This is a genomic window from Deinococcus sp. AB2017081 (assembly GCF_034440735.1).
GTDB classification, from domain to species: Bacteria; Deinococcota; Deinococci; order Deinococcales; family Deinococcaceae; genus Deinococcus; species Deinococcus rufus.
In genome coordinates, this window is the sequence record NZ_CP140098.1 from 657,350 (window position 1) to 670,292 (window position 12,943).

General features: G+C 72.0%; 16 protein-coding genes. 12 read left to right on the plus strand and 4 right to left on the minus strand.

Annotated features, from left to right (window positions below; genetic code table 11):
* The first annotated feature begins 151 nt into the window (after positions 1-151).
* Genes U2P90_RS03165 through U2P90_RS03185 form a run of 5 tightly spaced genes read left to right on the plus strand, consistent with a single transcriptional unit; the run spans position 152 to position 4,637 of the window.
* On the plus strand, positions 152-613 hold the full coding sequence (locus U2P90_RS03165) for a hypothetical protein (protein ID WP_322473765.1): 462 nt from the start codon (positions 152-154) through the stop codon (positions 611-613).
* Positions 613-1,701 (plus strand): AAA family ATPase, encoded by a 1,089-nt coding sequence (locus U2P90_RS03170; protein WP_322473766.1) that lies wholly within the window; start codon positions 613-615, stop codon positions 1,699-1,701. The genes U2P90_RS03165 and U2P90_RS03170 overlap by 1 nt, the downstream gene beginning before the upstream one ends.
* Positions 1,688-2,653, plus strand: coding sequence for a DUF58 domain-containing protein (locus U2P90_RS03175; RefSeq protein WP_322473767.1), 966 nt, complete (start codon positions 1,688-1,690; stop codon positions 2,651-2,653). The genes U2P90_RS03170 and U2P90_RS03175 overlap by 14 nt, the downstream gene beginning before the upstream one ends.
* Positions 2,650-3,681 carry a VWA domain-containing protein gene (locus tag U2P90_RS03180; protein ID WP_322473768.1) on the plus strand — a complete coding sequence of 344 codons (1,032 nt, stop codon included), beginning with the start codon at positions 2,650-2,652 and terminating at the stop codon, positions 3,679-3,681. The genes U2P90_RS03175 and U2P90_RS03180 overlap by 4 nt, the downstream gene beginning before the upstream one ends.
* Complete coding sequence (locus U2P90_RS03185; RefSeq protein WP_295822897.1) at positions 3,678-4,637, plus strand: vWA domain-containing protein; 960 nt, start codon at positions 3,678-3,680, stop codon at positions 4,635-4,637. The genes U2P90_RS03180 and U2P90_RS03185 overlap by 4 nt, the downstream gene beginning before the upstream one ends.
* 4 nt (positions 4,638-4,641) lie before the next feature.
* Here U2P90_RS03185 and U2P90_RS03190 read toward each other — a convergent pair whose 3' ends face one another.
* Both U2P90_RS03190 and U2P90_RS03195 read right to left on the minus strand, forming a co-directional pair.
* Positions 4,642-5,691: a CAP domain-containing protein gene (locus tag U2P90_RS03190; RefSeq protein ID WP_322473769.1), complete on the minus strand. Its 1,050-nt coding sequence runs from the start codon at positions 5,689-5,691 to the stop codon at positions 4,642-4,644.
* Between the two features lie 59 nt (positions 5,692-5,750).
* Complete coding sequence (locus tag U2P90_RS03195; RefSeq protein ID WP_322473770.1) at positions 5,751-6,338, minus strand: RNA polymerase sigma factor; 588 nt, start codon at positions 6,336-6,338, stop codon at positions 5,751-5,753.
* An 89-nt stretch (positions 6,339-6,427) separates the two neighbouring features.
* Between U2P90_RS03195 and U2P90_RS03200 the strand changes: the two genes are divergently transcribed.
* From U2P90_RS03200 to U2P90_RS03215, 4 genes are all read left to right on the plus strand, one after another.
* Positions 6,428-6,802, plus strand: coding sequence for an FUN14 domain-containing protein (locus U2P90_RS03200; protein ID WP_295822905.1), 375 nt, complete (start codon positions 6,428-6,430; stop codon positions 6,800-6,802).
* 17 nt (positions 6,803-6,819) lie between these two features.
* Entirely contained in the window at positions 6,820-7,305 is a 486-nt protein-coding gene (locus U2P90_RS03205) for a flavin reductase family protein (RefSeq protein ID WP_322473771.1), read from the plus strand.
* 9 nt (positions 7,306-7,314) lie between these two features.
* On the plus strand, positions 7,315-7,587 hold the full coding sequence (locus U2P90_RS03210; RefSeq protein ID WP_322473772.1) for a hypothetical protein: 273 nt from the start codon (positions 7,315-7,317) through the stop codon (positions 7,585-7,587).
* 313 nt (positions 7,588-7,900) lie between these two features.
* Positions 7,901-8,635 (plus strand): metallophosphoesterase family protein, encoded by a 735-nt coding sequence (locus U2P90_RS03215; protein ID WP_322473773.1) that lies wholly within the window; start codon positions 7,901-7,903, stop codon positions 8,633-8,635.
* Between the two features lie 144 nt (positions 8,636-8,779).
* Here U2P90_RS03215 and U2P90_RS03220 read toward each other — a convergent pair whose 3' ends face one another.
* Positions 8,780-9,616 (minus strand): VC0807 family protein, encoded by an 837-nt coding sequence (locus tag U2P90_RS03220; protein WP_322473774.1) that lies wholly within the window; start codon positions 9,614-9,616, stop codon positions 8,780-8,782.
* Between the two features lie 167 nt (positions 9,617-9,783).
* Here U2P90_RS03220 and U2P90_RS03225 point away from each other — a divergent pair, with 167 nt between their 5' ends.
* From U2P90_RS03225 to U2P90_RS03235, 3 genes are read left to right on the plus strand one after another with little or no spacing between them, the layout of a single operon-like run.
* A complete protein-coding gene (locus U2P90_RS03225) occupies positions 9,784-10,680 on the plus strand; it encodes a polysaccharide deacetylase family protein (protein ID WP_322473775.1) in 897 nt (298 codons plus the stop codon).
* On the plus strand, positions 10,677-12,020 hold the full coding sequence (locus U2P90_RS03230) for an MFS transporter (protein WP_322473776.1): 1,344 nt from the start codon (positions 10,677-10,679) through the stop codon (positions 12,018-12,020). The genes U2P90_RS03225 and U2P90_RS03230 overlap by 4 nt, the downstream gene beginning before the upstream one ends.
* Before the next feature lie 43 nt (positions 12,021-12,063).
* Positions 12,064-12,738: a hypothetical protein gene (locus tag U2P90_RS03235; protein ID WP_322473777.1), complete on the plus strand. Its 675-nt coding sequence runs from the start codon at positions 12,064-12,066 to the stop codon at positions 12,736-12,738.
* 8 nt (positions 12,739-12,746) lie between these two features.
* On the opposite strand, the gene U2P90_RS03240 is transcribed toward U2P90_RS03235, so the two are convergent.
* Entirely contained in the window at positions 12,747-12,938 is a 192-nt protein-coding gene (locus tag U2P90_RS03240; protein WP_295815930.1) for a hypothetical protein, read from the minus strand.
* Between the last annotated feature and the right edge of the window lie 5 nt (positions 12,939-12,943).

Sequence of the window (12,943 nt, forward strand, 5' to 3'; positions counted from 1 at the left end):
TTGTGAATTCGTCTGCATAAAGGGCGCGGATGACAAATGCTCCGGAACCCACGCCGTACAGTGGACATCCGACCTCACTCACCCAGGAGATTGGCGTGACTGTCCCACACTGTCGGCCTCAGGTGTTCCTCCGCTCCGTTCCCGCCGCGCCATGAAGAGCTGGACGGCGGCGCTCGTCCTCGGTGCGCTGGGCGTGGGCTTCGCGCTCGGTCGTGTCGACCTGCCCGTCGCTCCGGCCGCTGGAGCGGCCACATTCCTGCGTCCCGTCGCGGACCGCGTGGAGGGTGATCCGATCCAGGGCGCTCCGGTTCCGGGTGATCCCCGCGAGGTCATTCCACTCGTGCCCGGCCCGGGGCAGCAGCCGGGCACCGGGCAACAGCCGCAGCCCGGCCAGACGCCGGGCGAGGGGGACTGCACCGTCCTGATGTTCCGGGACGGGCAGTTCTACCGCATCCAGCCGGGCACGCCTGCCCCCGGCACCGGCACGCCGCGTGGCCCCGGCGGCACCCCGAACGGGGACAGCGAACTGTTCCCGATCCAGCCCCAGTCGCCCGGCCCACAGTCGCCCGCACCCGACGCGCCGCCCTTCTCTGGGCCGGAATTGAGGACGTGATGACCGAACCTGCATCCCTGACCCCGCTCCAGCCCGCCGCCGTCACCGAGGCCGCCGCCCGCCTGCGCACCCTGCTGTTCGAGGTGCGCAAGGTCATCGTGGGGCAGGATCTGCTGCTCGAACGGCTGCTGGTCGCACTGCTCGCCCGCGGGCACGTGCTGGTCGAGGGCGTGCCCGGGCTCGCCAAGACCCTGACGATCCAGTCGACGGCGCAGGCCATCGGGGCCAGTTTCAAGCGCATCCAGTTCACGCCGGATCTGGTGCCGGCCGACCTGATCGGCACGCGCATCTACAACCAGCAGAAGGGCAGCTTCGAGGTCGAACTCGGCCCGGTGTTTGCCAACCTGATCCTGGCCGACGAGATCAACCGTGCGCCCGCCAAGATCCAGTCGGCGCTGCTGGAGGCCATGCAGGAGCGGCAGGTCACCATCGGCACGCAGACCTTCGCGCTGCCCGTGCCCTTCCTGGTGCTCGCCACCCAGAACCCCATCGAGTCCGAGGGCACCTACTTCCTGCCCGAGGCGCAGGTCGACCGCTTCATGTTCAAGGTGATCGTCGGCTACCCCGGCGTCCACGAGGAGATCACCATCGTCGAGCGGGTGTCGCAGGCCTTCCCGCTGATCACCGAGCAGCTGTCGGGCGACGAGCTGCGGCAGCTCCAGATCATGACCGATCAGGTGTACGTCCCCCCGGCGGTCACGGAGTACGCGGTGACCCTGGCCCGCGCCACGCGCTCACCTGCCGATGTGGGCCTGGCCGACCTCCAGAAGGCGGTCGCCTACGGGGCCAGCCCACGCGGCAGCGTGAACCTGATCCTGGGGGGCAAGGCGCTCGCCATCGTGCGGGGCCGCGAATACGTGCTCCCCGAGGACGTCCGCGACCTCGCCCCGGAGGTGCTGCGCCACCGCGTCATCCCGTCCTACGAGGGGCTGGCCGAGGAACTGCGCGTCGAGGACATCGTGACCCGCGTGATCGCTGCCGTGCCGCTGCCGCGCGTGCACATGGGCGATCCGCACGGCACCCGCGCCGTGAATGGAGCGCGGGAAGCCGGCCCCCGAGATGCCAGCCCCCGAGATGATCGGGCTTAGACGCCGGCCGCCCCGCCCGGCCCCGCCCCCGCCCCGCGCGGAGGTGCGGCCGCCGCCGGAGCTGCCGGCCCAGCTGCTGCGCCGCCTGGAATTCAAGGTCGTGCGCCGCCTGGACGGCTTCCTGTTCGGGGACTACCGGGGCCTGTTCTACGGCCCCAGCCTGGACCTTGCCGAGGTGCGCGAGTATCAGCCGGGCGACGAGGTGCGGCGGATCGACTGGAACGTCACCGCCCGCTCGGGGCGGCTGCACGTGCGGCAGTATCAGGAAGAACGTGAGCTGACCACCTGGCTGATCATCGACACCTCGCCGTCGATGGACTTCGGCACCCGCCGCGCCCTGAAGAGTGATCTGGCGCGGGACTTCGCGGGGGTCGCGGCGCTGATCGTCACGCGCCACGGCGACCGGCTGGGAGCGATCACCTTCGGCCCGGCGGCCGGGATGGTCACGCCGCGCCACGGCCGGGCCCAGGCGCTGGCGCTGATGACCCTGCTGTCGCGCCCGGCCGTGTCCGGCCCCCCGGCGGGCACCACCACCCTGGAGCCGGCCCTGACGAATGCCGGGCACCTCATGCGGCGGCGCTCGCTGGTGTTCGTCGTCTCGGATTTTCTGGAGGGTGTGCCGCCGGGCGGGGGTGGCTGGGCCGGGGCGCTGGGTCGGCTGGCCCAGCGGCACGATGTCGTGGCGGTGAGGATCTCCGACCCGGCCGAGCGCATCCTGCCGGATGTCGGGGGCCTGCGTGTCCGCGACCCCGAGAGCGGCGAGGAGCTGTGGCTGGACACCTCCGACGTGCAGGTGCGGGCCGCGCACGCCCGGCTGGTGGGCGAGCGCGACGCGGCGCTGCGCCGCTCCCTGCACGCCGCGCGGGTCGATCTGCTGGATCTGGGCACCGAGCGTGACCCGGTGCCGGCGCTGCTGCGCTTCGTGGCGGCGCGGCGCGGGCGGCGGCCATGACCTTCGAGCTGCCGCTGCTGCTGTGGCTGCTGGTGCTGCTGCCGCTGGCTGTCCTGGCGCTGCGGGGGTGGGCCCGCCAGCGACAGCGCCGGCGCCAGGCCTACGCCGACCCGGCGCTGCTGGGCGCGGCCCTGCGCGACACCGCCCCCCGGCAGGCCCGCTGGCTCACGGGGCTGCAGCTGGGAGCGCTGGGCCTGCTGCTGCTGGGGGCCGCCCAGCCGGTCGCGCCGGTGCGGCTGCCCAGCAACCAGGCCGCCGTGATGGTCGCGCTGGATACCTCGCGCTCCATGCTCGCCGACGACCTGCGCCCGACCCGGCTGGCCGCCGCCCAGACCGCGATCCGGGACTTCCTGCGGCTGGCCCCGGCCTCGACCCGGATCGGGTTCCTGACCTTCTCCGACCGGGCCGCCGTGCTGGTGGCCCCCACCACGGATCGCCGGGCGGTGCTGGAGGCGCTGGAACGGGTGAAACCCGCGCAGGCGACCTCGCTGGCCGGAGCGCTGGTCAGCGCCGTGCGGGCGCTGCCCGGCCGCGCGGCCGCCGCGCCCCCGCCTGAACTGGAGATCACGCCGACCCCGACCCCGCCGGCCACCGGAACCACGCCGGCGCCGACGCCCACTGCCCCGCAGGAGCCCTATCCGCCGGGCGCGGTGCTGCTGCTCTCGGACGGGATCTCCAACCGGGGGGGCAGTCCGCTGATCGCCGCCCGCTTCGCCCAGGACTACGACGTGAAGGTGTACGCCGTGGCGCTGGGCCGAGAGGGGGGCGCCGTGAGCGTCATCGAAGGCCAGACGGTGTTCGTGCCCTTCGACAGTCAGGGCCTCCAGCGCCTCACGCAGCTGACGGGCGGCGAGTTCCTGGAGACACCCGAGCCCGGCGCGCTCCAGGGCATCGCCCGCAGCCTGGGCACCGCCATCCGCTGGGCGAGCACCGATCTGGCACTCAGTGCCCCCCTGGCCGCCCTGGCCGCGCTGTTCCTGATCGTGGGGGGCGGCCTGGGCCTGCGGTGGCACCGGAGGGTTCCATGAACTTCATCTGGCCATGGGCCCTGGTTCTGCTCGTGCTGGTGCCGCTGCTGGTCTGGGTATATCTGCGCGGGCTGCGCCGCCCGGCCCAGGCGGCCGCCATCCACCCGGATCTGGCGCTGCTGGCGCTGGCGCGGGGCCGCTCGCACCCGCTGCGCCGGCACCTGCCCCCGGCGCTGTACCTGGGAGCCGTCGGGCTGGCGCTGCTGGCGGTCAGCCGGCCCCAGGCGGCTGTGCCGCTGCCCGACGACCGCACCGCGATCATGCTCGTGATGGACGTGTCGCGCTCCATGCGGGCGCAGGACATCGAACCCAGCCGCTTCGTGGCCGCGCAGCAGGCCGCCCGTGCCTTCGTGAAGTCGCTGCCGGCGGGCACCCGCGTGGGGCTGGCGTCGTTCTCGGGCTCGTCGCTGCTCAACTCGCCGCCCACCACCCGGCACGCCGACGTGCTCGCCGCCATCGACGGGCTGACGATGGGCTTCAGCACCGCCGTCGGGGACGGTCTGATCGAGGGACTCAACGCCCTGCCACAGAGCGACCGGACGCCCGGCCAGTCCCAGAGCCAGCGCCCCACCGCCGCCATCGTGCTGCTGTCGGACGGCCGCAGCAACAGCGGCGTCGACCCGCTGGAGGCCGCCACCCAGGTGAAGGCCACGGGCGTCCGGGTCTACACCGTCGGGCTGGGCACCACGGGCGAGTCCCTGCGCAGCAGCCGCTGGAATCCGCCCGGCCGCAGTCTGGACGCCGAGACCCTGCGCCAGATCGCCACCACGACCGGCGGGCGCTACTACGAGGCGAAGTCGGCGTCGGAACTCAGCGCGATCTACCGCGAGATGGGACGCTCGCTGGCGTGGTCGGTCGAGTGGCGCGAGATCTCCGGCCTCGTCGGGGCCCTGGCCGGGCTGCTGCTGCTGGGCAGCCTGGGCGCGTCCGAGCGCTTCACCCGCCGCCTGCAGTAGCGGCTCACGGAGAGGCGAACACCTGCGTCCAGTAGCGCACGTAGGTCGTGCCCGGGCGGTTCACGTACGACAGGCCGATCAGGGAATACGCGCCCATGATGTTGCGGCAGTGGCCGGGGCTGCGCAGCCAGCCGTCCACGACCTGGGCCGGCGTCTCGTGACCGGCGGCGATGTTCTCGGCGGTGGCGGCCGGCGCCATGCCCGCCGCCTGGACGCGCCGCATGGGGGTGCTGCCGTCCAGGGCGCTGACATGGTCGAAGTACCCGGCGGTCGCCATGCCTGCGGACTGGGCCAGGGCGGCCACATCCAGCGTGGCGTCCTGCTTCAGGGGCGGCAGGGCCGGGCCACCCGCACGCAGCGTGGTGCAGTTCCAGCCCTGGGCGCGGGCGGCGTTGGTCAGGCGCAGCACCTCGGTCTCGAAGACCACGCTGCCCGTGAACGGCGCGGCCGTGAACGTGACGGCCCGCTCCTGCACCTGCCCGCTGCCCGTCACGCCGACCGCTGCGGCGCGGTGCGGGCCGTTGCTCAGGCGCACCGCGCGCCCGGTGACCACCTGGCCGTCGAGCAGCAGCGTAGGGGCCGCCGGAGTGTAGTACACGCTGTCCACGGCGCTCAGGCGCACCTCGCCCCGACCCAGCAGCACGGTCAGCTCGCTGCGCTCGGGCCCGCTGGACTGCACGTCGATGGTGGTCTGGGCGCGGCTGACCACGCGGCCAGAGGTGTCCAGCAGCCGGGCCTGCATGGTGTACACGCCGCTGCGGTAGTACGTGTGCTGCACCTGTGGGCCGCTGGCCGTGCCGCCGTCGCCGAAGGTCCAGTCCACCCGGTACGTGGGCTGCACCGTGGCGTGGAATGTGACCAGCAGCGGCGCGCGGCCCTCGGCGCTGGCGGTGTAGCCCACCTTGAAGGGCGCGGGCGTGCCCTGGCCGTGGGCACCGGGCAGGGTGGCGGTCAGCAGCGCACCCAGCACCACGGCATGCCGCACGTGGCGGGACAGGAACCGGGAACGATCAGACGGGACGGGAACGCGGTGGGATCGACCGGGGGGTGTCACCCCCCCAGGCTATCCGTCCAGATCTGTCCAGGATGTGACAGATGCGGTTCCGGCCGCGTTCAGTTCACGTCCGCGACATCGGCGAGCAGCTGCGCGAGCTGCTCCTTGGCGCGGAACACGCGGCTCTTGGCGGTGCCCACGGCGACGCCCTGGATCTGCGCGATCTCCTCGTAGGGCAGGTCCTCCACGAAGCGCAGCACCACGGCCTCGCGGTACTCCTCGGGGAGTTTCAGCAGCGCGCGCTGCACGCGGTCCTGCGCGTCGGCGCTCTCGGCGGCCTGCACGGGTGAGCGGGCGGCGCTGGTCACCTCGAAGCCGATGTCCTCGCGGGCCTCTTCCAGTGAGAAGCGCTGGAGCTGCTTGCGGCGGTGCGACTCGATCTGGGTGTTGCGGGCCACCTGATACAGCCACGGCAGTACCCGCTCGCCGGGCCGGAAGGTGCGAATCGATCGCCATGCACGGTAGAAGACTTCCTGCGTCAGGTCCAGGGCGTCGTCGCTGTTGCCCTCCAGACGGTACAGGTAGCCGTACATGCGTCCCTCGTATTCCTGCACGAAGGCGTACCACGCGGCCTCGTCCCCCGCGATGAGCCGGTCGAGCCGCTCGGTCGGCAGCAGGTCGGCGGGGGCATCTGGCACGTTCTCCACAGTGAGCGCAGGATAGCGCGGCACACCGGAGAAGGCGCCCGTAAGAACGGCCGCGCTATCCTGCCCCCGCCCTGAGCCCCGGAATGCCCATGACGACGCTGCCGACCCCCACCCCCCCCGCCCCGGACACCGCCCTGGGGGCCTCGCTGCTCGACGCGCTGCGGCCCGCCCTGCCCGACCTGAGCGTGGGGGCATTGCTGGGCTTCGCGACCGGCGTGGCCCTGCGGCACGTGGGCCGGGTCGTGCTGATCGTGGTGGGCGTGCTGTTCATCACCCTGCAGCTGCTCGCGTATCTCGACCTGATCACGGTCAACTGGCTGCGGCTCCAGGCCCTGACCGAACCGTGGCTGCGCCAGGGCAGCGAGCACGGCGCGTCGTGGCTGGGCCGCGTGCTGACCGCGAACCTGCCCTTCGCCGGGGCCTTCACGGCCGGGCTGCTGGTCGGCCTGCGGGCACGGGTGTAGGGCTCTAGACTGCCGCCATGACTGCGACGCCCGGTGGCCTCACTCCCGACGAATTCCGGCAGACGCTGGGCCGCTTTGCGAGCGGCGTGACCGTCATCACGGCGAATGGCGGCACGGAACGCCGGGGCATGACCGCCAGCGCCTTCGTGTCCGTGAGCCTGACCCCGCCGCTGATCCTGGTCAGCGTGGACACCCGCGCCCACATGCACGCGCTGCTGGCCGCGGAAGACGTCACCCACTTCGGCGTGAACGTCCTGAGCAGCGTCCAGCGGCCCCTCAGTGACCACTTTGCCGGAAAACCCGGCCCCGAGGACGCCGTGCCGTGGTTCGAGCACGAGGGCCTGCCCCTGATCGGCGGCGCGGTCGCGCAGCTGGTGTGCCGCAAGGAGCAGGCCATCCTCGCCGGTGACCACACCCTGTACCTGGGCTTCGTGGAATACGCCCGCTACACCGACGACGATCCCCTGCTGTATTTCCGGGGCCAGTACCACGAACTCGGGTAGGCTGCGGCGGTGCCCCCCTACGCACTGCAACTGCTGATCGCGCTGCTGATCGTCGGCCTGACCTTCGCCGTGGGCTATCCACTCGCCATCGGCAGCGGGCGAACCGTGGACGCGCTGGACGCCGTCCTGCTGATGTTCGCGCTGGTGAACCTGCGCACCGCGTGGGGGGCCGCGAACGCCATGAATGGTGGCCGCGCCCCCGCGTGGTTCGTCGTGGCCGGGCTGGTGCTGGCCGCCGTGGTCACGTGGGCCATGGTGCGTGCCCTGACGCCCACGCCATAAAGCATCTGTCGAGAGAGCTGTTTGCTCTTGACCGAGCGAAGCGAGTGAATGTGAGTGAGCAGGTGGAAGAATGGAAGCATCAGACGCCGTTGGTATGCTGCTGTCATTCGGACACCTGCTCCAGGCCGTTCTCTCTGCCGCAGTCCGGCCCGGACACGCGGGCTACACTCCGGGGCATGATCAGCAGTCCGTCTGTTCCGTTGCCAGACTGGGAGACCGCCAGTCCGTCAACTCCACGCCCGGAACGCTCTGTGTTCCTCCTTCCGCTGATCCGGTTGCTCCGTGATGGTGACACGGATCGACCGGAAACCACATGATTCGTCTCGCCATCCTCGCGGATCTGCACGCCAACCTGGCGGCCACGCTCGCGGTTCACGCGGACATGCAGCGCCGTGGCCTGACCGACGCGTGGGTGCTGGGTGATCTGGTCGGCAAGGGGCCGCGCCCGAAAGAGGTGCTGGAATGGACACAGGCGCACGCCAGCCGCGTCGTCCAGGGCAACTGGGATGCCCGCGTGGCCGGCGCGACCCACCGCCCGCAGGATCTGTGGCCGCGCAGCAAGCTCACGCCCGCGCAGCTGTCGTACCTGGGCGAGTTGCCGTACGGGATCGAGGAACAGTTCGCGGGCGCGTGGTGGCGCTTCGTCCACGCCAGTTCACGCGGGCTGTTTCACCGCCTGTACCCCCATTCCAGCCTGGCCGACCAGATCACCGCCTTTGAACCCAACGCCCAGTACGGCCTGAAGGCCCACGCCGACGCCCTGGTCTACGCCGACATGCACGAGGCCCTGCTGCTGGACGTCGAGGGCCGCCCGCTGATCAACTGCGGCAGCGTGGGCAATCCGCTGGACTCCACCCTGCCGTGCTACCTGATCCTGGAATTCGACCCCCACAGCCCCACCCACAGCGCCACCTTCGTCCGCCTGACCTACGACCGCGACGAGGAGATCACGGCCGCCGAACAGAGCGGCATGCCGTTCACGAAGGAGTACATCACGGAGCTGCTGACGGGCGCGTTCCAGAAGAGAAGGGCACGGACGGGGGAGTAGGGGCGGCGTAGCGGGCGAACCCCTCCGCCCCTGCGGGGCACCTCCCCTCAAGGGGAGGCAACGAGCACATCATTGGCTCCCCTTGAGGGGAGCTGGCCGCGAAGCGGACTGAGGGGTTCGCCCGCCGCCGACCCGCTCCCTCTCTCAGCCCTCTGCCCTCTGCACCGCCCCCAGCTCGCCCCGTTCCCGCATGACCGCCTCCAGCTTGGCGGGTTCCAGCAGGCTCGCGCCCTGGCCGTAACGGGCCTGCACCGCCCGCTGCACGATCCAGAAGGCAACGGCGATCCCTGCGAGGCTGACGATCAGGCCGGGAATCCGCATGATGGCGTTCACGGCGGCGACCTGCGCGTTGAAGTCGTCGGTGCCGAACTTCGCGGTCACGCGGGCGTAGTTCACGACGCTGTTGATCACGCCGCCGAGCAGGTCGACGCCGGCGAAGATCACGGTGCCCAGGGCCAGGGCGCGGTGGACGCCGGGGTCGCGCATGGCCTGCTGCGTGGCGGCGCGGTGCTCGGGGCTCTCGCCCACGCTGGCGGCGTCCAGAAAGACCCGCAGCAGGGGCACGCTGGTCGCGGCGCTGATCAGGAACAGCACGCCGACCAGATACGACCGGGCGCTGTCCTTGATGGCGAACCAGAAGCCGTCCACGAACCAGAACGCCAGCGCCCCCGAGAAGATCGCCCCCGCCCCGCCGATCATGGCGACCGGGCTCAGGGTGCGGTTGCGCACCAGATCCCAGATGACGTAGGCGACGGGAATCAGGGCGGCCAGCACGTAGGCGCGGACGTTGCCCGTCCCGATGGTGCCCGGCGTGGCCGAGCCGCCGCCCAGCAGGTCGGCCACGCTGATGCCGCTGCCCAGGATGTTCGGGCTGAGCACCAGGATCGGGATGACGAAGGTGAACACGAGATCCCAGACGGTCTTGGGAATCCCCGCGCGGGCTTTCGCGGCAGTGGGGGAGGTGGGGGTCGGGCCTGACATACGGGGTGCATTGTCGCACCCGCAGATGAACGGTGCGGTGGTGCGACGTACCACCCCGCCTACTGCGTGCTCTGCGCGTGGTCAGTGCCGCAGATGCGCGTCCCGCTGCATGGAGGCCGTGCCATGCTGGGCACGTCCCTTCCCCCTCTTCCCCCCGCTGGAGGACTATGCGGCCCAATCCGCTCCTGACGGCCCTTGGCTACGCTCCCACCGACCGCGTCGTGATCTTCCACGCGGACGACATCGGCATGTGCGGGGCGACGGTGGACGCCTACGCCGACCTGCTGGACGTCGGCGCCCTGACCTCGGCCGCGCTGATGGTGCCGTGCCCGGCGGCGGCCGAGGGGGCGGCCGTGGCCCGCAGGTACCCACACGCCGACCTGGGTGTGCACCTGACCATCACCAGCGAGTGGGACGTGCTGCGCTGGGGGCCGGTCAGCACCCGCGACCCGGCGAGCGGCCTGCTGGACGCCGAGGGCCGCTTTCCCCGCACCGTCCAGGCCGTGCAGGCGACGGCGCGGCCGGACGCGGTGCGCTCGGAACTGGCGGCCCAGGTCAGCCGGGCGCGGGCGTGGGGCGTGGACATCACGCACGTGGACTCGCACATGGGGGCGCTGGCCCACCCGAAATTCCTGCCCGCCGTGATGGCGCTGGCGGGGCAGGAGGGGGTGCCGGCCATGTACCCGCGCATGAACCGGGCCGGATGGCGGGCCCAGGGCTTTGACGCGGCGGGCGCGGCCGGAGCGTGGGGCTACGGCCGGCTGCTGGAACACGCCGGCCGCCCACTGGTCGATGGGCTGTACATGCTGCCGCTGCACGAGGGCGGCGACCATCTGGAACTGACCCGCCGGGTGCTGGCGACATTGCCGCCGGGCCTGACGCATTTCATCCTGCATCCGGCACGGGACACGCCCGAGCTGCGGGCCATCTGCGGCGACTGGCCGGGCCGGGTCGCCAACTACGAGGCCTTCCGCGACCCGCGTATGAAGGGCGTCATCGCGGACAGCGGCGTCCACGCCATCGGCTACCGGCTGCTGCGGGACTGGATGCGGGCACCAGCATGAGCCACGCCGCCCTGGATGACCCGCCGTCCAGCGTGGCGTGGCGCTACGCGGTCATGAACTTCGGGCTGACGGTGCCCGCCCAGGCCAGCAGTTTCCTGCTGCTGTACTACGTGGACGGCCAGAAACTCAGCCCCACGCTGGCCGCGACCGTCATGGCGTGTTTTGCCGTCTACAACGCCATCGACAATCCGGTGATCGGCTACCTCTCGGATCGTTCGCGCAGCCGCCAGGGCCGGCGCATCCCCTTTATCCGCTACGGGGCGCTGCCGTCGCTGCTGGGCTTTGTGCTCATGTTCAACGCGCCGTTTTCCGGGGCCACGGAGCCGTGGGCACTCGTCGCGTACTTCGCGGCGACGTGGTGGCTGTGGGAGACGGCGGGCACCGCCCTGGGCACCGGCTACCTGGCCCTGCTGCCCGAGATGTTCCGCACCTACGCCCAGCGCACCGGCGTGGCGTGGCGCATGAACGCCGTGCAGGTCGTGGGCCTGCTGATCGGGCTGGCGCTGCCGCCCGTGCTGGCGGCGCGGTTCGGATGGGGGGTGACCGCTGCCGCCTTTGCCGTGATCTCGGGCGTGGCGATCTACAGCGGGGTGGGGGCGCTGCGCGAGCGGCCGGAGGCCCAGCAGACGCAGTCGTTGCCGCTGCTGCCCGCGCTGCGGGCCACCTTCTCGAACCGCAGTTTCCTGACGGTGGTGCTGGCCCAGACCATGCGCTTCGTGACCACCGGCACGCTGGCCGCCGGGATGGGCTTCTACGTGAAATACACCCTGGGAGCGCCGGAGGGCACCACCACGACCCTGCTGCTCGCCACCGCCTTCGTCGTGGCGGGAGCGAGCCTGTGGCCGTGGCGGGCGCTGGTCGCCAGCCGCTTCGGGGCCCGCACCACCCTGATGCTCGCGTTCGCGGTCACCGCCGTGAGCGTCAGCCTGCTGGCGGTCGTGGACAGCGTGGCGGGCGTGTGGCCGGTCACGGCGGCCTTCGGCGTGGGTCTGGGCGGCATGATCCTGATGGGCGACGTGATCATGGCCGACGTGATCGACGAAGACGAGGTGCGCACTGGCGAGCGCCGCGAGGGCATGTACTTCGGGCTGAGCGGTCTGATCACCACCCTGAGCGGGGCGCTGATCTCGCTGGCCTTCGGGTGGGTGTCGCGCCGCTACGGCTACGACCCCACCCTGGACGTGCAGCCCGCCTCGGTGGCCGAGGGCTTCCGGGTGTTCATGACGGCGGTGCCCATCGCGGGCGCCGCGCTCGCCCTGCTCCTGCTGGCCTTCTACCCCCTGCACGGTCAGCGCCTGGCCGACGTGCGCCGCACCCTGGCGGAGCGCCGCGCCGCGTGACACAGGCCGGGTGTCCCGGCCCGTGCGGGGTACGCTGCGGAGCGTGACCGCGCCCGCCCCGGACTTTCCCACGTACCGCCTGCGCACCTTTCTGCCGGCCTTCCTGCTGGGCTGGGGCGTGGGGGCCGCCGCGACCTTCGCCGTGCGGGCACTGGGCGACGCCGTGCTCACGGCACCGTGCCAGGGACTGACCCTGCTGGCGCTGCTGCCCCCGCTGCTGCTCGGCCCCGGTGGGCTGGCGTTCACGGCCGCGAACTGGCGGCGGCCGGGGCGGGCGGCGCTGGGGCTGGGGCTGGTCGTGGCGTCCCTGCTGCCCGCGCTGTTCGTCGGGGCACGGGACATCGCCGCGCTGCGTGGCCAGGGCTGCGCCGGGGGCTACATCGTCTTCGCGCCGCAAGGCGGATCCTCCGTGTCCACGCTGACGCTGCCGGCCGGCAGCAGCCGTACCCTGACCGGCCGGGTCGGCGGCTACACGGCCCGCACCCACCCCGGCGTGTTCACCCTGCGGGCGCAGTCCAGCGCGGCCGGCGTGACGGTCACCCTGCCGCGGGCCACGGTTCGGGTCGGCGAGGTCTTCCCGGTCGTCGTCACCGCCGCGCCGGACACCGGCGTGAACACCTACACCGCGGGTGTGGAGGCCTCGACCACCCAGGACGGCCGCACGGACACGGCCAGTTCTGCCCTGGAGATCGATGTCCGGCCCGCCGCACGGCCGTGACTCGGGAATCAGTCGATGTCGCTGGCGTCGGCCAGTTCGCGCACCTGACGCGGAGCCAGCGCGGAGGCGACCAGCACGGCGGGCAACAGCACCACCATCAGGACGCCCAGGCCCACGCTGCCGGCGCGGCGCGGTGCCGGACGGATGGCGCGATCCGGAGTGAAGTGCCGGGCGCTGGAGGTCATCAGAGGAGCCGTCATCGTTC